At 69.3% G+C, this 22,599-nt stretch carries 18 protein-coding genes; 10 read left to right on the top strand and 8 right to left on the bottom strand.

Annotated features, from left to right (window positions below; genetic code table 11):
* The first annotated feature begins 18 nt into the window (after positions 1 to 18).
* From ACZ6IE_RS01475 to ACZ6IE_RS01465, 3 genes are all read left to right on the top strand, one after another.
* Positions 19 to 1,311, top strand: a complete 1,293-nt coding sequence (locus tag ACZ6IE_RS01475) for a cytochrome P450 (RefSeq protein WP_464606453.1) — start codon at positions 19 to 21, stop codon at positions 1,309 to 1,311.
* Between the two features lie 8 nt (positions 1,312 to 1,319).
* Positions 1,320 to 2,297 carry an aldo/keto reductase gene (locus ACZ6IE_RS01470; RefSeq protein WP_464606452.1) on the top strand — a complete coding sequence of 326 codons (978 nt, stop codon included), beginning with the start codon at positions 1,320 to 1,322 and terminating at the stop codon, positions 2,295 to 2,297.
* Positions 2,298 to 2,451: 154 nt separating this feature from the next.
* Entirely contained in the window at positions 2,452 to 3,945 is a 1,494-nt protein-coding gene (locus ACZ6IE_RS01465; RefSeq protein ID WP_464606451.1) for an MFS transporter, read from the top strand.
* A gap of 157 nt (positions 3,946 to 4,102) precedes the next feature.
* Here the strand turns inward: ACZ6IE_RS01465 and ACZ6IE_RS01460 are convergent, their stop codons facing one another.
* From ACZ6IE_RS01460 to ACZ6IE_RS01450, 3 genes are read right to left on the bottom strand one after another with little or no spacing between them, the layout of a single operon-like run.
* A complete protein-coding gene (locus ACZ6IE_RS01460; protein ID WP_464606450.1) occupies positions 4,103 to 4,882 on the bottom strand; it encodes an HNH endonuclease family protein in 780 nt (259 codons plus the stop codon).
* A 51-nt stretch (positions 4,883 to 4,933) separates the two neighbouring features.
* Complete coding sequence (locus tag ACZ6IE_RS01455) at positions 4,934 to 6,205, bottom strand: amidohydrolase (protein ID WP_464606449.1); 1,272 nt, start codon at positions 6,203 to 6,205, stop codon at positions 4,934 to 4,936.
* Between the two features lie 28 nt (positions 6,206 to 6,233).
* Positions 6,234 to 7,283 (bottom strand): LacI family DNA-binding transcriptional regulator, encoded by a 1,050-nt coding sequence (locus tag ACZ6IE_RS01450; RefSeq protein ID WP_464606448.1) that lies wholly within the window; start codon positions 7,281 to 7,283, stop codon positions 6,234 to 6,236.
* A 69-nt stretch (positions 7,284 to 7,352) separates the two neighbouring features.
* Between ACZ6IE_RS01450 and ACZ6IE_RS01445 the strand changes: the two genes are divergently transcribed.
* The 6 genes from ACZ6IE_RS01445 (at position 7,353) to ACZ6IE_RS01420 (ending at position 13,803) form a co-directional block, all read left to right on the top strand.
* The gene (locus tag ACZ6IE_RS01445) at positions 7,353 to 8,600 is read left to right on the top strand and encodes an MFS transporter (protein WP_464606447.1); all 1,248 of its coding nucleotides are present in this window, start codon (positions 7,353 to 7,355) and stop codon (positions 8,598 to 8,600) included.
* Positions 8,601 to 9,041: 441 nt separating this feature from the next.
* Positions 9,042 to 10,844, top strand: coding sequence for an LPXTG cell wall anchor domain-containing protein (locus ACZ6IE_RS01440; RefSeq protein ID WP_464606446.1), 1,803 nt, complete (start codon positions 9,042 to 9,044; stop codon positions 10,842 to 10,844).
* A gap of 177 nt (positions 10,845 to 11,021) precedes the next feature.
* On the top strand, positions 11,022 to 11,717 hold the full coding sequence (nucS, locus tag ACZ6IE_RS01435) for an endonuclease NucS (protein ID WP_464606445.1): 696 nt from the start codon (positions 11,022 to 11,024) through the stop codon (positions 11,715 to 11,717).
* A gap of 108 nt (positions 11,718 to 11,825) precedes the next feature.
* Positions 11,826 to 12,515 carry an HAD hydrolase-like protein gene (locus ACZ6IE_RS01430; RefSeq protein WP_464606444.1) on the top strand — a complete coding sequence of 230 codons (690 nt, stop codon included), beginning with the start codon at positions 11,826 to 11,828 and terminating at the stop codon, positions 12,513 to 12,515.
* Positions 12,516 to 12,563: 48 nt separating this feature from the next.
* Positions 12,564 to 13,115 (top strand): cysteine hydrolase family protein, encoded by a 552-nt coding sequence (locus ACZ6IE_RS01425; RefSeq protein ID WP_464606443.1) that lies wholly within the window; start codon positions 12,564 to 12,566, stop codon positions 13,113 to 13,115.
* 16 nt (positions 13,116 to 13,131) lie between these two features.
* Positions 13,132 to 13,803 carry an SIMPL domain-containing protein gene (locus tag ACZ6IE_RS01420; RefSeq protein ID WP_464606442.1) on the top strand — a complete coding sequence of 224 codons (672 nt, stop codon included), beginning with the start codon at positions 13,132 to 13,134 and terminating at the stop codon, positions 13,801 to 13,803.
* Between the two features lie 126 nt (positions 13,804 to 13,929).
* On the opposite strand, the gene ACZ6IE_RS01415 is transcribed toward ACZ6IE_RS01420, so the two are convergent.
* The 4 genes from ACZ6IE_RS01415 to ACZ6IE_RS01400 form a co-directional block, all read right to left on the bottom strand.
* Complete coding sequence (locus tag ACZ6IE_RS01415; RefSeq protein ID WP_464606441.1) at positions 13,930 to 14,490, bottom strand: DUF1990 family protein; 561 nt, start codon at positions 14,488 to 14,490, stop codon at positions 13,930 to 13,932.
* A 38-nt stretch (positions 14,491 to 14,528) separates the two neighbouring features.
* Entirely contained in the window at positions 14,529 to 15,380 is an 852-nt protein-coding gene (locus ACZ6IE_RS01410; protein WP_464606440.1) for a siderophore-interacting protein, read from the bottom strand.
* 90 nt (positions 15,381 to 15,470) lie between these two features.
* Positions 15,471 to 18,233 (bottom strand): amidase, encoded by a 2,763-nt coding sequence (locus ACZ6IE_RS01405; protein ID WP_464606439.1) that lies wholly within the window; start codon positions 18,231 to 18,233, stop codon positions 15,471 to 15,473.
* Positions 18,234 to 18,346: 113 nt separating this feature from the next.
* Entirely contained in the window at positions 18,347 to 18,955 is a 609-nt protein-coding gene (locus ACZ6IE_RS01400) for a TetR/AcrR family transcriptional regulator (protein ID WP_464606438.1), read from the bottom strand.
* A 74-nt stretch (positions 18,956 to 19,029) separates the two neighbouring features.
* Between ACZ6IE_RS01400 and ACZ6IE_RS01395 the strand changes: the two genes are divergently transcribed.
* Entirely contained in the window at positions 19,030 to 21,546 is a 2,517-nt protein-coding gene (locus tag ACZ6IE_RS01395) for an MMPL family transporter (RefSeq protein ID WP_464606437.1), read from the top strand.
* A gap of 99 nt (positions 21,547 to 21,645) precedes the next feature.
* Here ACZ6IE_RS01395 and ACZ6IE_RS01390 read toward each other — a convergent pair whose 3' ends face one another.
* Positions 21,646 to 22,584: a ketopantoate reductase family protein gene (locus tag ACZ6IE_RS01390; RefSeq protein ID WP_464606436.1), complete on the bottom strand. Its 939-nt coding sequence runs from the start codon at positions 22,582 to 22,584 to the stop codon at positions 21,646 to 21,648.
* Between the last annotated feature and the right edge of the window lie 15 nt (positions 22,585 to 22,599).

The raw sequence follows: 22,599 nt of genomic DNA, 5'->3' as shown, positions 1-22,599 counted from the left end.
CACCCGCGAAAGGACCCCATGATCCCCCGCACGCGAGAACTCGACTCCACCATCGGCTTCCTGAAGGACGGCTACCTCTTCGGGCGCCGCCGCCTCGATCGGGTGGGCGGAAACGCCTTCCGCGGGCGCCTGATGGGCCGGCCCGTCGTCTTCGGCCAGGGCGTCGACGCCGCCCGCTTCTTCTACGAAGGCGGACGCTTCGGGCGCAAGAACGCCATGCCGCGCTCGGTCATGCACCTGCTGCAGGACGAGGGCAGCGTGCAGTCGCTCGAGGGCGAGGCGCACCGCGATCGCAAGGCGTTCTTCATCGATGTCTCGTCGTCGGATGACAGCCGCGACGCGCTCGTGGCCGCGTACCGCCGCGCCTGGCTCAGGTCGTTGGGCGAGTGGACGGCGAGCGGGCGCGTGACGTTGCTCGACGCATCCACGCGTGTGCTGACGCGGGCCGTGCTCGACTGGGCGGGCATCGAGGCGGATGACGCATCCGTCGACCTGCGCACCGAGGAGTTCGGCGAGATGGTGGCGCGCGGGGGCACGGTCGGTCCCGTGAACTGGCGGGCTCGAGCCATCCGTCGGCGCAGCGAAGAATGGTCGAACGGTCTCATCGAGGGCATGCGTTCGCGCGCCGACGACAGCGGCTCCGCCGCCGATGCCGCCGATACCCCTCTCGCGAAGGTCGCCCTCTATCGCGACCCCACGACGGGCGAGAGGCTCCCCACCGAGGTGGCGACGGTGGAGCTGCTGAATCTGCTGCGACCGACCGTTGCCGTTGCCCGCTTCGTGGTGTTCTGCGCGCTCGCGCTGCATCGGCACCCCGCGTGGCGCGAACGCTTCGAGAACGGCAACGACGACCGGCTGCGCGATTTCGCCAACGAGGTGCGCCGGTTCTACCCCTTCTTCCCCGTGATCGGTGGCACGGCGACGCGCGACCTAGAGTTGGACGGCAGCCGCATCCGCCGCGGTCAGTGGATGATGCTCGACCTGTACGGCACCAACCACTCGCCCGACACCTGGGAGGCGCCCGGCCGTTTCGACCCCGACCGTTTCGCGGGCGTGGCCATCGAACCGAACACGCTCATCCCGCAGGGCGGCGGCAGCGCACCCGGCGGACACCGGTGCCCGGGCGAACCCGTGACGGTCGACCTGATGGTCGAGACCATCAAGCTGCTCACGCGCGACACCGTCTATACGGTTCCCCATCAAGACCTGCGTGTCAGTTTGCGTCGATTTCCCTCGTCACCGACCGATGGTTTCGTGATGGAATTGGGCACCGGAAGCGTCAGCGACGCCGTCACGCGCACGGCCGGCTAGGAGAAGACATGGACTACGTTCGCCTCGGCAGCAGCGGCCTGCGGGTTTCGGCCGTCACACTCGGATGCATGAGCTACGGCGCCTCGGCCCAGGGCGCGCACGCGTGGACGCTGAGCGAAGACGAGAGTCGCCCCTTCATCCGCCGCGCCCTCGAGCTCGGCATCACCACGTTCGACACCGCCGACGTCTATTCGGCCGGCACGAGCGAGGAGTACGTGGGGCGCGCGCTGGCCGACTACGCCACGCGCGAAGAGATCGTGCTCGCCACCAAGGTGCACGGGCGCATGCGTCCGGGCCCCAACGGCGCCGGCCTGTCGCGCGGGCACATCATGTCGTCCATCGACGACAGCCTGCGGCGCCTCGGCACCGACTACGTCGACCTCTACCAGATCCACCGCTGGGACCCGGAGACGCCCATCGAAGAGACCATGGAGGCGCTGCACGACGTCGTCAAGGCCGGCAAGGCGCGCTACATCGGGGCGTCGTCGATGTTCGCGTGGCAGTTCGCGAAGGCGCAGTACACGGCCGATCTCGGCGGGTGGACACGCTTCGTGTCGATGCAGGATCAGTACAACCTGATCAACCGCGAAGAGGAGCGGGAAATGCATCCGTTCTGCCTCGACCAGGGTGTGGGCGTGCTGCCCTGGTCGCCGCTCGCGCGCGGCAAGCTCACGCGGGATTGGGACGAGACGACCGACCGCAGCGAGACCGACACCTTCGGCCAGACCCTCTACACGCAGCGCGAAGAGGGCGACCGGGCCATCTCGGATGCCGTGGCCGCCGTCGCCTCCGAGCGCGGGATTCCGCGGGCACAAGTAGCTCTCGCGTGGGTGCGGCAGCAGGTCGCCGTGACCTCCCCCATCGTGGGCGCGACGAAGATGAGTCACCTCGAGGATGCCGTCGCCTCCGTCTCGATCACGCTGACGGAGGCCGAGCTCGCGCGCCTCGAAGAGCCTTATGTCGTGCGCGCCTCGGAAGGTTTCTAGGTTCTGTGGGCCAGGCTTACGCGAGCCCCCGCGGCTGATAAGATAGAAGATCTGCCCGACCGATCGGTCGGGGTGGTTGATGCCCGTGTTGTGACCGGAGTATCGATCTGGGGCTGAAAACCCCCAGCGCCTGATCCGATCGAAGGGTATTTCTTTGTCTACACACACGTCTCCGTCCGCCTCGGCCACCGGCTCCGCCGCGGGTTCGCGCACGAGTTCCGGCTCCCGCCGCTGGTGGGTGCTCGTCGTCCTCGCGCTGACGCAGCTGATCGTGGTGCTCGACGGCACCATCGTCAACATCGCCCTGCCCGCCGCGCAGCAGGAGCTCGGGCTGACCGACACGCAGCGCCAATGGGTCATCACGGCCTACGTGCTGGCGTTCGGCGCCCTGCTGTTGCTCGGCGGACGCATCGCCGACTACTGGGGCCGCAAACGCACCTACCTCGTCGGCATGGTCGGTTTCGGCGCCGCATCCGCCTTCGGTGGCCTCGCCCAGTCGGGCACCGAACTCATCATCGCGCGCGGCCTGCAGGGCGTGTTCGCGGCGCTCATGGCTCCCGCGGCCCTGGCCCTGTTGACCGTCACGTTCACGCACGGCCGTGACCGCAACACCGCCTTCGCCGTGTTCGGAACCGTCGCCGGCGCGGGCGCCGCGGTCGGCCTCGTGCTGGGCGGCGTGCTCACCGAATTCGCCGACTGGCGCTGGTGCCTGCTCGTCAACGTGCCGTTCGTGCTCGTGGGCCTCGTCGCGGGCATGATCCTCGTCACCGAGAGCAAAGCCGAGGGCGACAACAAGTACGACCTGTGGGGTGCCCTCACGGTGGCGCTCGGACTGGGCGCGCTCGTCTACGGTTTCACGCGCGCCGAAGAGGGTTGGGGTTCGGCCGAGACCATCGGCTTCCTGGCGCTCGGTGCCGGCCTGCTCGCGCTGTTCGTGTTCATCGAATCGCGCGTGGCCCAGCCTCTGTTGCCCCTGCGCGTGGTCACCGACCGCGTGCGCGGCGGTGCGTTCCTCATCCAGATGATCGTCGGCAGCGTCATGATCGGCGCCATGCTCTACCTCACCTTCCACCTGCAGATCGTGCTCGGCTTCCCGCCCCTCGAGGCGGGTCTGGCCACGCTGCCCATGACGCTGGCCATCATGGTGACGGCACCCATCGCCACCAAGCTGCTGCCCAAGATCGGCCCGCGCGTGCTGCTCATCGTCGGACCGCTCATCGCGGCCGTCGGCCTCGTCTACCTCAGCCGCATCACGCCCGACGGCTCCTACCTCGTGCAGGTGCTGCCCGCGCTGCTCATCCTGGGTGTCGGCATGGCCATGCTGTTCGTCCCCATCCAGAACCTGGCGCTGTCGGGTGTCGCCCCGCACGACGCGGGTGCCGCCTCGGCAACGGCCAACGCGGCCATGCAGATCGGCGGCTCGATCGGGCTGTCGGTGTTCACCACGGTGTACGCCGGCGCGGTCGCGGGTGTCGAGGTCGTCGACAAGGCCTCGCAGTTCACGGCGTTCACGACGGGTTATTCGGCCGCGTTCATCGCGACGGCCGTGGCGCTCGTGGTGGCATCCATCCTGGCCGCCGTCTTCATTCGTGGCTCGAAAGAGAGTCTGTTGCCCACGGGTGACGAGAAGGCCGTGCACCTGGGCTAGTCGCTAGTCGCTAGTCGCTCTGTGCGGTGACACACGCGAAGGCGAGGCATTCCGAGAGGATGTCTCGCCTTCGTTGTTTCCGGGCGCGACCTTCGTCGGCGTCGCGGGTACTCGGCGTCGCGGGTTCTCGGCGCGCGGGTTCTCGGCGCGCGGTTTCCTACGGGCAGGTGCCGAGGGCCGATTCGATGGCCGAGCGGTCGGCGCGGTCGACGCCGAGGTCGTATTCCGCCAGGACCACGGTGAAGCGCGCCACGTATTCGCACGCGAACTCACGGCGGGGCGGCATCCATTCGGCCGGACCCGAATCGGATTTCGACGTGTTCGTCGGGCCGTCGACCGCCAAAAGGTTGTCGAAGTCGTTCGCGAATCGCTCGCGTTCCTCGGCCGACCACGCGAAGGCGCCATGCCGCCACGCCCACGACAGCGGCACGACGTGGTCGATCTGCACGTCGGCGCTCGACTGCTCGCCCTTCACGAATCGGATGTCCTCGCCGCTGTAGAGATCGTTCAGCACGCCAGACGCGACGACGCAATTCTGGGTGCCGGGCTGCACGACGAAGGTGGTTAGATCGCGCCGCAGCACGTCGTTGCGCTGATCGCAGCCGTTGCGGTCGAGGTCGGCCCAGCGCTGCCCGAACAGGTCGCGGTCGTAGCGCGCACCGCCCGACGACCCCTCGCTCGAAGGGATGCCGCCCACCAACGTTCGTGCGGCATCCGCGTCGATGCGCTCGACGCCCTCGACCGAGACGACGAGGCCGGCCTCGCGCAGACCCGTGTTCGAGGCTCCGGGCGAGAGTGGGTCGGATGTCTGAGCGAAGAGTTTCGGCCACAGTGCGACAGCTGCGGCAATCGCGAGGACGAGAATGAGGGCCGCGAGCGGGAGGCGCGTGCGGCGTCGACGGGAGGCGGTTCGGGTGCGGGTGTAGCGGCTTGGCATGGGTGCTTTCACGCTACCTCACACCCCCGACGCAACAGGTCGGCGTGCCGATCACACCCCCGGCAGCGACCGCTCGTCGAGCCACTCGAGCGCGGCCGTGGCGAGGGCCGCGACACCCACCGTGAGGGTGGGTTCGATGACGGGGGCGAAAAGGGGCGAATGGTTGGAGGGCAGGGCGTCGAGGCGGCCCGTGGCGTAGGCGGCCTGGAACGCTTCGAGTTCGGCTCCGCCGAGCAGCCAGTAGACGAGCGGCACCCCCGCCTCGGTCGCGAGCAGGCCGACATCCTCGCTGCCCGTGACGACACCCGGGTCGATGACCTGCTCGTCACCGAACACGCGGGCGAAGGCGGAACGCGTGCGCGCCGAGGCATCCGGGTCGTTGACCAGCACCGGGAACGACTCGGTGGCGACGATCTCGGGCTCGCGGGGCGCGTCGGAGGCCTGCGCCTCGGCGTGCACGATGCGCGTCATGGACTCGACGACCCGGTCGCGTGTGACCGCGTCGTAGCTGCGCACGTTGACGCCGAGGGTGGCGTGGTCGGCGATGATGTTGTTCTTCGTGCCGGCGTGCAGGGTGCCGACGGTGAGGACGGCCGTCTCGGTTCCGGCGATCTCGCGCGAGACCACCGTCTGCAGGCGCATGACCGTGGCGGCGGCGAGCACGACGGGATCGACCGTCAGCTCGGGGCGCGAACCGTGGCCCCCGCGGCCGTGCAACGTGATCTCGAAAGCATCCGTCGCGGCGAAGGCCGGACCGGGGTGCAGGCCGATCAGGCCGGCGCCGAGCGGCGCGACGTGCTGGCCGAGCACCACATCGGGGCGCGGCACCTTGTCGAACAGCGCGTCGTCGATCATGGCCTGGGCTCCCCCGCCGCCCTCCTCGGCCGGCTGGAAGAGTGTTATGAGGGTGCCGGACCAGTCGTCGCGGCATCCGACGAGCAGTTCTGCGGCGCCGAGCAGCGCGGTCACGTGCACGTCGTGGCCGCACGCGTGCATGACGGGCACGTCGGCGCCCGACTCATCCGTTGCCCTGTCGGTGGAGGCGTAGTCGAGGCCCGTGCGCTCTTCGACCGGCAGGGCATCCATGTCGGCGCGCAGCAGCACGGTCGGCCCGTCGCCGTTGGTCAGCACCCCCACGACGCCCGTCTGGCCGATGCCCTCGGTGACCTCGAAGCCCAGGTCCATGAGCGTGCGCGCGGCAAGCCCCGCCGTGCGGAATTCCTGGAAGGCGAGCTCGGGATGCTTGTGCAGATCACGGTAGGTGGGGGCCAGCTCGGCGGCGATGCGCGCCGCCTCCGGCAGGACCGTTTCGGGGTTCGACATCGAATTCCTCTCGCGTTTGCGCTGCTGACTACGGCTTCGCGACCGTTCCGCCCGGGTGCAGCCGCACCGGGAAGTTCGCTTCTTCGGCGGCTTCTCCGGCGAGCATACTGCGCAGGATGCGACCCGCCGCAACCCCCTTCGGCCGGGAGGGTTGCACGATGGTGCTGAGGTCGTGGCCCAGACCCTCGACCCGGATGCCGTCGAACCCGATCACGCTGAGATCGCCCGGCACGCTGAGCCCCAACTCCTCGGCCGCGCCGATCACGCCGGCCGCGAGCAGGTCGCTCTGCGCCAGGATGGCCGTGGGTCGTGCGTCGGCGGGGACGTCGAGGAGCGCCATCCCGCCGCGGTGCCCTTCTTCGATGCGCGAGCCGCGCGTGGCCCAGGTGCGGATGCCGGGGAAGATCTCGTCGGCCCCGATCCACCGCTCGCGGGTGCTCTGCACGGTGACGAGCGAGCGCCACTCGTCGCCGACGAAACCGCGCTCGCCGCCGCGCGTGGTCTGCAGGGCGACCTGCGCCACGCGCGTATGGCCGAAGGAGCGCACATATTCGGCGGCCATGCGCTCACCGTCGCGGTTGTCGACGTTGACGGGCACGAAACCGGGTGCGTCGACGCCTTCGATCGACACGACGGGGATGCCGCGGCGGCCGAGCGCCTCGATCATGGTGGCCGACGAATCGCTGCAGCCCATGAGCACGACCGCGTCGACGGGGGCTTGGGCCACGGATGCTTCACCGTCGCCCGTGTCGGGGATGAGAAGCAGGCTCGCGCCGATGGTGGTGAGTTCGTCGGCGAGCCCGTCGAGCGTCTGGATCAGCACGGGGTCGAGGAACGAGATGCGGATGCTGTCGGGGATGACGGCCGCGATGATGCCGCTGCGCCCGCGCCGCAAAGATCGGGCGCGGGGATCGGGGCCGGCGTAACCCAGGTCACGGGCCGCCTGCAGCACTTTGTCGCGCGTGGCGTCGGACACCGGGCCCGTGCCGCTGAACGCGAGCGAGGCCGTCGACGGCGAGACACCCGCGCGCTGCGCGACCGCGGCGAGGGTGGGTCGCGCCCGTGATTCCGGCTCCATGGTCTGCTAGCTTAGTGCACGATCGAATCGATTCGATTGAGACGGAACCGCCACCAGATGCGAGAGACGATGTCAGAGCAGACAACCCTGAAAACCCGCCCACGCCGAGAACTCTCGGCGTGGAGGAACGCGATCTTCGTGGTCTTCGCGCTCAGTGGCCTGAGCGTGTCGACGTGGGTCGCGCGCCTGCCCGCGATCCGAGACGGACTGGGCCTCTCGACGGGCGAGATCGGCCTGCTCATCCTCGGAATGTCGGCCGGTTCCATCGTCGGCTTGATCGCCGCGCAGCTGATCATGGGCCGTTTCGGGCCCCGCCGCGGCATGGTGTTCTCGCTCGTCACGGTCTCGGTCGGTCTGGCCCTCATCGGCTCGGGGGCGGTGCTGTTCGAGGCACCCGCCGTGGTGCTCGTCGGCCTCATCCTGTTCGGTTTCGGCAACGGTTCGGTCGACGTGATGATGAACGTCGAAGGCGCGGCCGCCGAGAAAGAGATCGGCAAAACCGTTCTGCCGCTCATGCACGCCAGCTTCAGCCTGGGCACGGTCATCGGCGCCGGCATCGGTGCCGGCATGGCGGCGCTGGGCGTCTCGGTGTTGTGGCACACGCTCGGCATGGCGGTGCTCATAGCCGTGGTCATCGTGTTCACGGTGCGATACGTGCCCGAGCGCGATGAGCTGGGCGACGTGGGTGGGGCGGATGCGGGGGCTGCGGCATCCGCTGACCGCATCTCTCTCGGCGAGCGCCTGCGGGCCGGCCTGGTGGTGTGGAAGGACGGACGCCTCATCATGATCGGCGTCATCATGCTGGGCATGGCTTTTGCCGAGGGAAGCGCGAACGACTGGCTGACCCTGGCCGTGGTCGACGGCTACGACACGACGAATGCGACGGGTGCGCTGGTGTTCAGCGTGTTCGTGGTGGCCATGACGGTGGGTCGCGTGGTGGGCGGTCCGCTCATCGACCGGTTCGGGCGCGTTCCCGTGCTGCGGGTGTCGGCGCTCAGCGCTGTGGTCGGGCTGGCCTTGTTCATCCTCAGCCCCGTGCTGTGGCTCGGTGTGATCGGCACGGTGCTGTGGGGTATGGGTTCGGCGCTCGGGTTCCCGGTGGGCATGTCGGCGGCTGCGGATGACTCGCGCAATGCCGCGGCCCGCGTGAGTGCCGTCGCCATGATCGGCTACTTCGCGTTCCTCGTCGGGCCGCCCGTGATTGGCCTTTTGGGCGAACACATCGGCCTGCTGAACGCACTCTTCGTGGTGCTCGGCCTCGTGGTCATGGCGGGTCTCGCGTCGCCCGCCGCGCGCGAGCAGAACCCGCGGCGTTAGCGGCGCAGGAGGTTCTCCACAGGCCGGTTTTGCGCGGTCTCTCCACCGTTCGCCCGAACCCCCGCCGCCTGACGCCCGTTCGTCGTTGGATGGCCTGACAGACGACATCACCCGGATGTCGCGTCAGACCGTCTCGAAAGCGAGCAACACATGCCCTCCGATCTCACGACCGCCCCGCCCCGCCCACAACCCGCGTCTCGGCCACTCCTGCGTCCCCCCGCATCCGAGAGCTATCGGGGCGAACCATTCCCGCCCCGGCGTTTCAAACGTGGCAGGCGCGTGGTCGGATGCCTGGGGCTCGTCGCCCTGGCCACCACCGCGGCTGCCTCCCCGGCGGCCGCGGCGCACAGCGTCTCCGCGTCGCCACTCCTCGGCAGCACGAGGATGGCTACACCCACGACGTTGACCGAGACGCTCCCGGGGGTCCTCGTCCAAGGAGGCATGACCAATCGGCTGAAAACGACCCTCTTCGCCTACACCAAACCCGGCGATACGGTGCGCGCCGCATTCCGCCGCAGTTCGGCGCCGCAAGACTCGTGGGCGCCGTCGACCGTGACGATCACATCACCGTCCGGCGTGGTCACAGACCGGCTCACGCTCGATGCCTCAACGCCCGCGACGACCATCGTGGGCTCGGAGCGCGTGTCGACGGAGGAGGGCGTCTGGTCGATCGTGGTCGAAGACCGGCCGCCCGCGCCCGAGATCCGTGGCGCGAACCTCACCTGGGAGGTCGGCGTCCACCGCGATGGGTCGCGCGTGGCAGGGCGGGTCTTCACCGAGTCGCTGGGCGTGCACACGGGCCCACCCGCCGACATCACACTCTTCGCCCTGACCCGCACGGGCGGGCTCTACCGGCAGGTGCTTCGTGCGTACGACGGCATCGACTCGACCCTCCAGGTGACCAATAAGGGCAACACGGCGGTCGGCGACCCGGAGTGCGCGCCCACCTACCGCTCGGTGCCGATGCCGACATCACCCGAGGGGAACAGCATCGGGCGCACGTTCCGGCAACCCTCGGACGCGGCAGACTGCGCGGGGCTCGATCGCTATCGCCTCTTCTTCGAGACGCCCGCTACAGACCTCCCGGCGACGGCACCCCGGTGGGCGGATGGCCGCACCTCCGACACCTGGCTCGGCGCGCGCTACTCGGCTCCGCAGGTCACGGGCCTGACGTTCGCGCGCCGAATCGCCAGCGCGAATGCCGGCGTCCTGACGGGAACCCTGCCCACGCAACCCGGCACCGTCGACGTTCAGATCGATGCGGACGGCGACGGGCGCTTCGACGGCCCGGCAGACGTTCGGCTGAGCCGCACGGTCCCGCGCACAGGGCCGTTCACGCTCGACTGGGATGGCAAGAACGGGGCAGGCGTCGCCACCCCTGTCACCTCGCCGGTGGCGATGCGCGCCACGGTGTCGCGCACCAACGAAGCTCACTTCCTGCGGATCGACGCCGAACGGTCCATCGGAGGGATCGAGATCGATCGGTTGACCGGCGGCACGACAGCGCCACGATCCGTGCACTTCGACGACTCGCTTTTCGCGGGCACCTCGGCGGCGCGGTACTCGGTGTCGGCGCCGTCGACCTCCCCGGCTGGCGGGCTGGACTCCCTCGGGGGCCTGCACCGGTGGGCTCCCGACGACACGGCAGCCGACCGCAACCCGAATATGAACAGCGGGTCGACCGGGTCGTGGGGCGATCTGCGCTCGATCGATGACTGGGCATTCGGAGCCGATCGGGCCAGCGCGGATCTCGTGCTGGCGCCGGGCGACGTTCCGACGCCTACGCCCACGCCCACGCCACTTGCTCCCACGGCGACGCCCAGGCCGACGGCCGCACCATCGCCCACGCCCACACCATCGCCCACGCCCACCCCGGCGCCCGTCCCCACTCCTGCATCGAACCCCACGCTCACCCCGACGCCGACGCCGACGCCCGCGCCCAACCCGGCCCCCGCCCCCACGCTCGTGCCGACCGACAACCCATCGGGCCGCGCGACTCCCCCGCCGGTGCCGGCCCCGGCGGGAGTCCCGACGCAGCCAGCCTCGGTGACGGGCCGCCCCGGATCGCCCGTCCCACCCCTCAAGCCCGCGAACTCGGCTCTCGCGGACACCGGGTCCGAGTCCGTCGCAATCGGCATCGGGGCTGCCGGAGCGGTGGTGCTCGGCGCAGCGGCATATCTCCTCAGGCGACGCAATCGTCGGGCTTCCTCCGATGACACGACTCCCCCGGCGGCGGGCGCATAGCCGCTCACGGAGCGCCTCGTCACGACGATCTGCGCTCAAGCCTGCGTCGTAGCCTGGGCCTGAGGGCAGGATGTGCGGGGCGGCGGGGATGACCCGTCCGCCCCGCACGCGCCCGGGCGGCGAGCCGGGGTCCATCGGCGCGGCCAAGGCGCGGCCGGCATCGGCTACTCTCGATGGGTGCGACTGGTTATTGCGAAATGCTCCGTGGACTACGCCGGCCGACTCTCGGCCCACCTGCCTCTGGCAACCCGGTTGCTCATGTTGAAGAGCGACGGAAGCGTCCTCATCCACTCGGACGGCGGCAGCTACAAACCACTCAACTGGATGAGCCCGCCGTGCACCCTGACCGTGGCCGAACCAGAGCCCGAACAGGCCGAGGCCGGCATCACGCAGGTGTGGAAGGTGACGCACGCCAAGACGGCCGACCTGCTCGTCGTGTCGATCTACGACGTCCTCCACGACTCCGCACACGATCTGGGCGTCGACCCCGGCTTGCAGAAGGACGGCGTCGAAGCGCACCTGCAGAAGCTGCTCGCCGAACAGATCGAGCTGCTGGGCGACGGGCACACCCTCGTGCGCCGCGAATATATGACCGCCATCGGGCCCGTCGACATCCTGGCCCGAGACGCCGCCGGCAAATCGGTGGCCGTCGAGCTCAAACGGCGCGGCGACATCGACGGCGTCGAACAGCTCACGCGCTACCTCGAGCTCATGAACCGCGACCCGCACCTCGCCCCCGTCACGGGCGTATTCGCGGCACAGGAGATCAAACCGCAGGCGCGCACCCTGGCCGAAGACCGCGGCATCCGCTGCCTCGTGCTCGACTACGACGCCATGCGCGGCATCGACGACGGCCACAGCCGCCTGTTCTAGGCGATCACGGGCCGATCGCCGGCACACCGCCGGCGAAGCGCGGGGCCCGATGTCCGCGCTCTCACCGTTCTCCCGCGTGGCAACGACTGTTCACCGGAGCGGGCTAGCATGGATGACGTGACAATCGAATCCCCGGTCCTGACCCGAAACTGGACATGCATCCTGTTCGACCTCGACGGCACCATCGTCGACTCCGCACCCGGCATCACCGGACGACTCGCCAGCACGCTGACTGAGCTCGGGCTGCCCGTGCCCAGCCAGCAAGAACTGCTGCGCTACGTGGGCCCGCCCATCCTCGACTCCTTCCGCGACTTCGCCGGGCTCGACCCCGAACAATCGCAAGAAGCCCTCACCATCTACCGCCGTCAGGTCGCCGAAGTCGGAGCCGCCCACGACAGCGCCATCTTCCCCGGCATCGGCGGGCTGCTCACCAGCCTGAAGAACGCCGGCATCCCCCTGGCCCTCGCCACCAGCAAGCCCGAATCGCAAGCCCTCGTGATCCTCGAACACTACGGACTCACCGACAAATTCGACGTCATCACCGGCGCCAGCGAAGACGAAGTGCGCAGCGCCAAAGCCGACGTCGTCGCCGAAGCCGTGCGCCGCCTCACCGACAAAGGCATCGACCTCAGCCAAACCATCATGGTCGGCGACCGCCACCACGACGTCACCGGGGCCGCCGCCCACGGCATCCCCACCGTGCTCGTCGAATGGGGCTACGGCTCACCCGCCGAAGCCGACGGCGCCATCGCCGTCGTCCACTCCGTCGACGCGCTGCGCCAACTGCTGCTCGGCTGACACCCCGAAGCACTACCCCAGGCGTGCATGCAGCGGGAGAATGAGCTCATGACCGAGACCATCCCCTCGACCACCACCCTGCTCGTCATCGACCTGCAAAACGATGTGCTGCCCGGATGCTTCGACACCGAACGCGTCCTGCGCAACACGCGCACCCTCATCGAACGGGCCCGCGCCGAAGGAACCCCGGTCGTGTTCGTGCAACACGAAGACGAGGGCATGCCCCGCGGCAGCCACGAATGGCAATTCGACCCCGCCATCGAGCCGCTCGACGGCGAACCCCGTGTCTACAAGACCTACCGGGACTCCTTCGCCGACACCGAACTCACCCCCATCCTCGACGAACTCGGCACCAAGCGACTCGTCATCACCGGCGCCCAAACCGACTACTGCGTCATCACCACCACGCTCAGCGCCTCGGGCCGCGGCTACGACACCGTGCTCGTCAGCAACGCCCACACCACCAGCGACAGCGACTACGACGGCGTCGTCACCACCGGCGAACAGATCGTCGCCCACACCAACCAGACCATCGGCAGCCTGCGCCAACCCGGCGTCACCGTCGGAATCGCCACCCACGACGCCGTCGCCCTGCGCTAACGGCTAGCATCGCCGCATGACCGAAACGATCATCACCGTCGAGGGTGTCTTCGAACACCACCACCCCGCCGAACGCGGAACCGTGAAAATGCGCGTCGGCTTCCAGGGCCCCGACCAGGCCGCCGTCGTCGCCCGCACCACCGAGCTGCACGCACGGTTGAGTGGCGACATCCGCAGCATCCACGACGGCGCCAGCGGCCCCGTCACCTGGTGGTCCACCGACCGCCTGCGCGTGTGGAACGAACGCCCCTGGAACAACGAGGGCAAACAGCTGCCCCTCGTGCACCACGCCGCCATCGGCTTCGACGTGAAATTCAGCGACCTCGGGCGCCTCGCCAGCTGGGTCGAAAACGTGTCAGCCCTCGACGGTGTCACCGTGACGAGCATCGAATGGGCGCTCACCGTGATCACCAAGAAGCGGCTCACCGACGAAGCCCGCGATCGGGCCGTGCGCGACGCCGTCGGAAAGGCGAACGCCTACGCATCCAGCCTGGGGTTCACCACCGTCAGGCCCACGGCCCTCGCCGAACCGGGCATGCTGGGAGACCAGACGCAGCCGTCATCCGGCGTCACCGCCGCGCCGCTCATGCGCGCCGCGGCCGCCACCTCGAACGCACCCACCCTCGAACTGAAACCCGAAGACATCGTCGTCACGGCCCGCGTGCACGCCCGGTTCGCCGCGTCCTGAGCTCGAGACGCCGACGCGGCCGACAGCGCGGCCGAAAACGATCGCGACCGCAGGGCGGGCGGATGTCCGTCCGACGCGGGGATCAGGTCGTCGATCGCGTCGATCGCGACAGGCAGCCGGCGGACGTCACTCCGACGCGGGCAGCAGACCGTCGAGCGCGCGCAGGTTCTTGCGCAGCAGGATGCTGAGGCCGAGCGCGCCGAACGGGCCCGCCGCGCGCATCCACCAGGCGGCAGGCTTCCAGACCACTCGGATGTCGAGGAAAACCCGGCCGTCATCGTCGATGCGCACGAGGTAGCTCTCCCAGCCGCTCTGCGGATGACCCTCGAGCGCTCCGTGGCCGAAACCACCGATGCCTGGCTCGTCGATCACGCCGAAGACGCGGCAGGCCACGCGCGGTCGGAACGGGCCGAACGGGATGCCCCACACCGACTCGGCATCGTCGGCGACGGCATCCGGCACCTCGAGCGCGACGAAACCCGAACCGTAGTGCACCTGCCAGTGCAGCACGAGGCCGACGGCGGCTTCGAAGACGGCCCGGCCGCGCCCGATCTCGCGGCTGCGCACGGTCTCGCGGTAGCCACTCGGCACCACACCGGCGAAGGTGGGGAAGCCCGGAAAGTTGTAGGCACGGGAAACAGCGCGGCCCTCACCGCTCACGGCATCGCCGGACTGACTGCGCGACATCGATCGCCTCCCTGCGACCATTCCACCACGCGCCACCGTCACCGGGGCGTCGGCGCGGCATCCTCGTCGAAGATCACGCCGACGGGTTCGCGTTTCTCGGCCTGGAAACGGTCCTCGGTGCGACCATAGGCCCAGTAGCCCGAGAGCGACAGATCCGCGCGCGGCACCTCGCGGGCCGCGAACACGCGCCGCAGACCCTTCATGGCCTCGCGCTCACCGTGCGCGAAGACGCTGACCCGACCGGCGGGCCAGTCGAGAGCGGCGACGGCGTCGACGAGGGCGGTCGCCTCACCGGCCGGCACTCCCCCGCGCAGCAACCAGTGCAGCTCGATGCCCTGGGGCGCCGTGAGGGGCAGGATGTCGCGATCGGTGTCGACCTCGATGAACGCGTGGCCCACAGCATCCTCGGGCATGGCCTCGAGCACTGCCCCGATGGCGGGAATGGCGGAGTCGTCGCCCGCGAGCAGATGCCAATCGGCACTGGCATCGGGGTTGAACAGGCCACCGGGGCCCGCGAAGACGAGCGTGTCACCGGGCTGAGCCGCTGCGGCCCAGGGGCCCGCGAGGCCTGCGTCGCCGTGCACCACGAAGTCGATGGCCAGCTCGCGCGCCGCAGCGTCGACCCAGCGAACCGTGTAGGTGCGCGTGACGGGGCGGTCGGCCGGCTCGAGTGTGGTGCGCAACTCGGCCAGATCGTAAGGCGGTTCGAGGCGGAGCTCGGGTTTGACGAAGACGATCTTGACGTACTTGTCGGCGAAACCGTTGTCGACGAAATCGTCGAAGTTCTCGCCCCCCAGGACGACGCGCACGAGGTGCGGCGACACCCACTCGCTGCGCTGCACCTGCAGCACGCATTGCGGTTTGGGCGGGCGCGGGGAAGCAATTGTCATAGGTCCATTGTCTCGCAGAAGTTAGGGCCTCCTAACACGCGAGAAGGGGACGGGCCCACAAGCCCGCCCCCTTCCGACTAACGCCGGTGACTACTCCGACGCGGTGCGGCGTCGGCGACGGATGAACGTCGCCGCGGCACCCGCGAACATCAGCGCGAACGCGGCCACGAACCAGGGACCGATCTCGCTACCCGTCGTGGACAGCGAACCCGAGGCGCCGGGCTTCGGCGTCGAGCCGGCGTCGGCCGGGATGTTCGGGATGGGCACGGCCGTCGCGCTCGGCTGCGGCTCGACCGGGGGCACGGTCGGGTCGACGGGAGGCGTGGTCGGGTCGACCGGCGGAACCGGCGGCTCGGTCGGCTCGACCGGAACGGAGGGATCGAGAGCCAGGGCCGGCGCCAGGGTCGAGAGAACCTGAGCCTTCGTCTGCTGCTCGAGCGCATAACCCATGCCGAGCACCGACGCGTCGCTCCACGAGGGGCCGACGAGCTGCATCGACATCGAGTAACCGTGCGGGTTGAGGCCAACGGGCACGACCACGGTCGGCAGGCCGACGGTGGAGGTGAGGACGCCAGTGGCGCGGTCCGACGACAGCTGCGAGCTCGAGGCGTCGTTGTTGAACACGTCGCTGATGAAGCCCGGGTAGACCACCGCATCGACGCCCTGCTCAGCCATCCACGCATCGATGATGCGCTTGTAGTTGGTGCGGTAGTCGATGTAGGCCTGCACATTCTCGGGCGTCATGCGGGGAGCGGTCGAGAGCGAACGCTGGTTGTAGGGCAGCACCTTGGGCGATGCGAGGAGCGCGTTGCCGTCGGCGTAGGGGAAGCCGGTCTGCTCTTCGATGTAGAGCGCCCAACCCTCCTGCGAGACGTTGCGGGCGGGGTTCGAGCCACCCGACGGCGGTGCAGGCATCTCGACGACCGTTGCACCCGCGGCGCGCAGATCGGCGAGGTGCGCGAGGGCCGCCTCACCGGTTCCGTCGTCGGCGTAGGACGACACGAACGACGTGGGCAGGTAGCCGATGCGCTTGCCCTGCAGGGCCTGCGTGCTGAGCGCGGTCTTCCAGTCCGCGGGTTTGCGCGCGTCGGCCTGGGCCGTGAGCATGTCGAGCGGGTCGGTTCCCGTGGTCGCGTTCAGCAGCACGGCGAGATCGCTGACGGTGCGGGCGATGGGGCCCGCGTAGTCCTGACCCCACGTGAGCGGCATGACGCCGCGGGTCGAGGCCATGCCGTCGGTTCCGCGGAACGTCGTGAGGCTCGAACCCGTGGTGGGCGCGTAGAGCGAGACACCGGTCTGGGTGCCCATGGCGCCCGCGGCCATGCTGGTGGCGACCGCGACGGCCGAACCACCCGACGAACCGAAGGATGTCTTCGAGCCGTAGAGACCGTTCCAGACCTGGCCCCAGCCGGACTCGCTGAAGCTGCCCGAGTTGGCGAACTCGGAGAGGTTGGTCTTGCCGATGAGCACGGCGCCGGCGGCGCGCAGCTTCTCGACCTGGAACGCGTCGCTGTCGGGCTGCCAGCCCTCGAGGGCGCGGGTTCCACCCGTGGTGGGCTGGTCCTTGGTGTCGTAGAGGTCTTTCAGGGCGATGGGCACGCCGAGCAGGTCACCGGTCGCGCCGGCGGCTCGTGCGGCATCCGCGGCCTTGGCCTGGTCGAGCGCGTCGGCGGCCACGTGCAGGAACGCGTTGAAGCCGAACTGCCCGTCGTCGTAGACGTTGATGCGGTCGAGGTAGGCCTGCACGATGGCGACGGATGTGGTGCGGCCCGCCGTCATATCGGCCTGCATCTCGGTGATCGTCTTGTTGACGACGTCGTAGCGCGACGTCGTGGTGGGCTTCACCGCGGCGGGCGAGGCGGGCACGTCGAGCTTGGTCGAGGGCGCGCACGCGGCGGCGTCGAAGCCCTGGATGGTGGTGAGGTCCCAGTTGCTGACCGTGCAGATCTCGGCGGGTGTGAGGCCCGCGAAGTTCGGCGTGGTGGCGAGCGTCTGCAGCGTGGTGGTGGCCGACGCTTGGGAGGTCGCGGCATCCGGACCGGCCGCGCCGACGTGCACGAAGCGCGCCAGCGAACGGGTCTCGCCGGGCTTCACCGTGATGGTGTTGATGAAACCGTAGAAGTTGGCCTCGTTGCCCGAGGTGGCCATCGGGTTGGTGAACGGGCTGCGCTGCTGGTTGCCCGTGCGGTTCATGGCGCCGGCGAACGGGGCGGGGCTGCCGAGCACGACGCCGACGGGGCGCTGGGTGGCCTGGGTGTTGGCGACGAGCGCCCACGAGTCGGTCGGGGCGACCGTGGTGTCGCCGTCGGCCGTCGCCCGCACGAGACCCTGGTTGGTCGTGGTGCCGTAGCCGAGCGAACCACCGAACGAGACATCCACCGTGACGGGCGCGGTCGTCGTGTTGGTGAACGTGTCGAAGTAGCGCGCCGTGCTGTCGGCGTTGCCCATGGTGATGTCGCGCGTGATGTCGATGCCGCCGAGGTCGACCGACTGAGTCGTGTCGTAGGCGGCGCCGTCGGCCGTGGCGGTGAGCCCGAAGCCGCGCATCATCTCGCCGTTGAAGCGCGGGTTGGAGGCGCCGGTCACCTTGACGAAGATGTTGCCGAAGCCGTCGACGCGCGACTGACTGACGGTGCGGATGCTTCCCGTGTCGAGTCCGGGAGGGGCGGCGTCGTGGATCTGCCACACCGCACCGTTGGCGGCCGTGGTGCTCGAGACGGCGGTGGCGCCCGTCGCGGGGATGATGACGCCGGCAGCGAGGATGCCGACGGCGAGGGTGGCGCCGGAGCGGCGGAGCGTTCGTCTCGGAGAGCGGGCAGGGGATAAGGGGGTGGAACGATCGTCGTGTGACATGCGTCCTTTTTCTGCAAGGGAATCTGCCCTGAGGTGGGCATCCCCCGAAATCTACGGGCGCCGTGTATCGATCGTGTTTCAGAGAAGTCTCTGTGTTATTTCATAGGTTTGCGTCATTCGGATAGGCCGACTTGACGAATTCCGTCATCGGCGAGGCGCGGCCCCATGGCGACATCGACCAGGCGCGCGGCCACGTCGGCGTCGGCGGGGGCGCGCGTGAGCGTGCGGAAGATCACCGCTCCGAGTAGCGCCTCCCCCATTTGCTGCAGGGGCGCGTCGGGCGGCAATTGCCCGGCCACGACCGCCTTCTCGAAGCGTTCGACGAGGAACGAGCTGGTGCCGAACGTGTCGCCGAGTCGCCCGCCGACGTCGTCGCTCTCGGCGCCGGCCGCGATGAGCGAGCGCATGAGCGCCGGCCCGCCCTTGCTCTCGAGCAACACGAAGATCTTGTGCAGCCACGTGACCAGATCGGTGCGGATGTCGCCCGTATCGTCTGGCGCTATCCCCTCGGGCAGCAGCAGGCCTTCGAGCAGGCAGTCGGCCACGAGCGCACCCTTCGACGTCCACCAGCGGTAGATCGTCTGCTTGCCGACGCCGGCCTCGTGCGCAATGCCCTCCATGGTGAGCTGCTCGTACCCGCGGTCGGCGAAGAGTCGCGCGGTGGCCTGCAGGATGGCCACGCGTGCCGCCTCACTGCGGGCCCGTCCGCGCTGATGTTCCATGCCGCCATGCTAGCGTTGACAGCAATACGAGACGGTGCGTATTGCAAACTCTTGGTTCGAAAGGCTCAATCCGCATGGCTGAACTCCTCTACCGCCTGGGCAAACTCTCGGCACGACGCGCCTGGCTCGTCATCGCCGCCTGGGCCGTGATCTTCGCACTCGCGGTGGGTGGCTACCTGATCGGCTCGAAGGGCCTGACGTCGAGCTTCGACATCCCCGGCACCGCATCGGGCGCCGTGACCGACGAGTTGCAGGAGAAGCTGCCCGACTTCGGCGGAGCATCCGGAACCGTCGTCTTCTCGACCGAGGACGGCAGCGCACTCACCGACGAGCAGCGCGCGGACATCAGCGCCCTCATCGTCGATTCGGGTGACCTCGAGGATGTCTCGGATGTGATCGACCCCTTCGACACCGAGCAGCAGCGCGCCGACCAGGCCCAGCAGCTCGTCGATGGACGCCAGCAGATCACCGACGGCGCGGCGCAGCTCGACGCCGGCCAGACCCAGTTGGACGCCGGGGCCGCCCAGCTCGAGGCCGCCCAGACCCAGCTCGACCAGGCGCGCGCACAGGCCGAGGCCGCCGGGTTCCCCACCGCCCAGATCGACGCGCAACAGCAGCAGCTCGACGCCTCGAAGGCGCAGCTCGAGACGCAACAGCAGACACTCACGGATGGCCGCGCCGAACTCGCCACCCAGACGTCGAAGCTCGAACTCGGCGCACGCCTGCTCGACCTGGCCGACGGCATCCGCTTCGTCTCGGAGGACGGCTCGACCGCGCTCGTCAACGTCGCCTTCACCGAACCGCGCCTCGAGCTCTCGGAAGAGGCCAAGCAGGGCGTGATCTCGCATTTCGAGTCCGAGCCCATCGATGGCGTCGATGTGAGCTTCTCGACGGATATCGCGCAGGGTGTTCCGCAGATCTTCGGCGTGGGGGAGGTGATCGGCCTCGTCATCGCGGCCATCGTGCTGCTCGTGCTACTCGGCTCGGTCATCGCCGCGGGCCTGCCGCTCGTGACCGCCATCGTGGGCGTCGGCATCGGCGTGCTGGCCACACTGTCCTTCTCCGGTGTCGTGCAGATGGCCTCGGTCACCCCCGTGCTCGGCGTCATGCTGGGGCTCGCGGTGGGCATCGACTATTCGCTCTTCATCATCAACCGCCACCGCAAGCAGCTGCTGCAGGGCGCCGAGGTGCGCGAGTCGATCGGCCTCGCCAACGGCACCGCCGGCAACGCCGTGATCTTTGCCGGGGCCACCGTCATCGTGGCGCTCCTGGCCCTCAACGTGACGGGCGTTCCGTTCCTCGGCCTCATGGGCACCGCGGGCGCCGTGTGCGTGGCCGTGGCCGTGCTCATCGCCGTGACGCTCACACCGGCGCTGCTGGGTCTCGTCGGCGAGCGCGTGCTCGCGAAGAAGCCCCGCGCCCGCGCCGCCCAGGCGCGCACAGGCTCGGCCTCCGGCCCGGGTGCGGCCCAGCACGCCCGGGTCGAGAAGCCCGTGAAACCAATGTCGACCGTGCGCGCCGTCGTCACGGTCCTCGTGAGCATCGTGGCGCTGCTCGTGGTGGCGATCCCGTCGCTGTCGATGCGCGTGGGCCTGCCCGACGGCTCCTCCGAACCCGAAGATTCCGCGTCCTACCGCGCCTACACACTCACCCAGGACGAGTTCGGCGCCGGCACCAACAGCACGCTGCTCGTCACCGCGCAGCTGCCCGCCGGCCTCGACGACGACCAGGTGCTCGAGAAGCAGGTGCTGGTCGCCGAGAAGATCGCCGACCAGGAGGATGTCGTCTCGGTCGCGCCCATCGCCGTGTCGGACGACAACGAACTCGCGGCCTTCCAGGTCATCCCGGCCGAGGGCCCCAACAGCGTGTCGACCGAACAGTTGGTGCGCGACCTGCGCCTGCTGCCCGCCATCGACGGCGACATCCAGCTGGGCGTCGCCGGCCAGGCCGCCATCAACATCGACATCTCGGAGAGTCTGGCGGCCGTGCTGCCGCTCTACCTCGCGGTGGTCGTCGGCCTGTCGCTGCTCATCATGATCCTCGTGTTCCGCTCGCTGCTGGTGCCGCTGATCGCGACGGGCGGGTTCATCCTGTCCCTCTTCGCCACCTACGGCGCGGTCGTCGCGGTGTTCCAGTGGGGATGGTTCGCCGACGTCATCGGCCTGCACAGCACGGGCCCGATCCTGAGCTTCCTGCCGGTCATCCTGGTCGGAATCCTGTTCGGACTCGCCATGGACTACCAGCTGTTCCTGGCATCCGGCATGCGCGAGGCGTATGTGCACGGGGCGCCCGCACGGCTCGCCGTAATGCAGGGCTTCCGGGCGGGGCGCGCGGTCGTCACGGCCGCGGCGCTCATCATGGTGTCGGTGTTCGGCGGGTTCATCTTCTCCGAGGCCACCATCATCCGCTCGATCGGTTTCGGCCTGGCCTTCGGCGTGCTGCTCGACGCGTTCGTGGTGCGCATGCTGCTCATGCCGGCGCTCATGCACCTGCTGGGGCGCTCGGCCTGGTGGATCCCGCGCTGGCTCGACCGCATCCTGCCCAACGTGGATGTCGAGGGCGCGGCGCTCGAGCGTCGCCACCACGTCTAGCGGGGGCGACGGACTCGTGCGCGTGACCTATGACGTGAGCCGCCCTGGTCTCTGACCGCGAAGACGGACGCGCAGGGCGCGCGCGGTGCGGCGGGGTGACTACACGCCGCGCAGCGCGTGTTCGAGGCGCGGGACCGCGATGCCGAGCTCGCGGGCGGTGCGCAGGGTGTCATCGAGGACCGCTCGGGGTTCGGCCGCATTCGGGTCGGTGTGCGCCGCCAGGCTGGCCCGCGCGATCGGGAGGGCCGCACTGGCCGCGGCCGTCAGCGCGCCGATCAGCAGAGGGAAACGCGTGGGGATCGCCGCCGCGCGGTGCCTCCGGAGATCGACGCCCCGCGCGGCCAGCACGGGGAGCAATTCTCGGCTCGTGAGAAAAGCACTACGGAGCGCCCTGGGGTCGCCCACCATTTTCGCCAGCCCGCCGACGCGCAGGGCCTGCGAGAACATGCCGGCGTCGAGGGCGACATGCAGCATCAGCCATCCCCGCATGTCCTCTTCCTCCCTCACGCCGATGCCGGCTTGCGCGAAGGCCGCTCGCGCCACCCGATGAGGTTTCGTGGCCGACGCGTTCGACGCACCCAGGATGACCGAGCCGAGCAGCGCACCCCGCAGGACGCCGTTTTCGTCGAAACCGCCACCCGCCTGAGGGAACCCGAAGACGACCTGGTCGACCGGGAGCGGCGCTACGGCGTCGAGGGGCTCCTGCCAGATGTTGCCGAAGACCAGCACGGGCGCAGCGCCGATCCGCGGAGCGAGAAAGGCGGCCGCCTCGCTCAGGCGATGATGCCCGACGCTGAGCACGACGAGGTCGAACCCATCCCGCGGGTCGATCGACTCGCGCAGTCGCGGCGCGAAAGTGGCGCGGGTTTGCCGCCCGAGGGGCGCACGGCGACCATCGATGATCTCCAGCTGCACATCGGTTCCATAGTCGGCGGCCCGCCCGGGGCGCACGTAGAACTCGACCTCATGGCCCGCCGCCTGAAACGCCCGACCGTAAATCGTCGCGATGACTCCGCGACCGAACATGAGAATTTTCACGACGCACCCATCCGA

This window comes from Okibacterium sp. AC114 (assembly GCF_979253355.1).
This window is presented reverse-complemented; position numbering and strand designations above follow the sequence as displayed.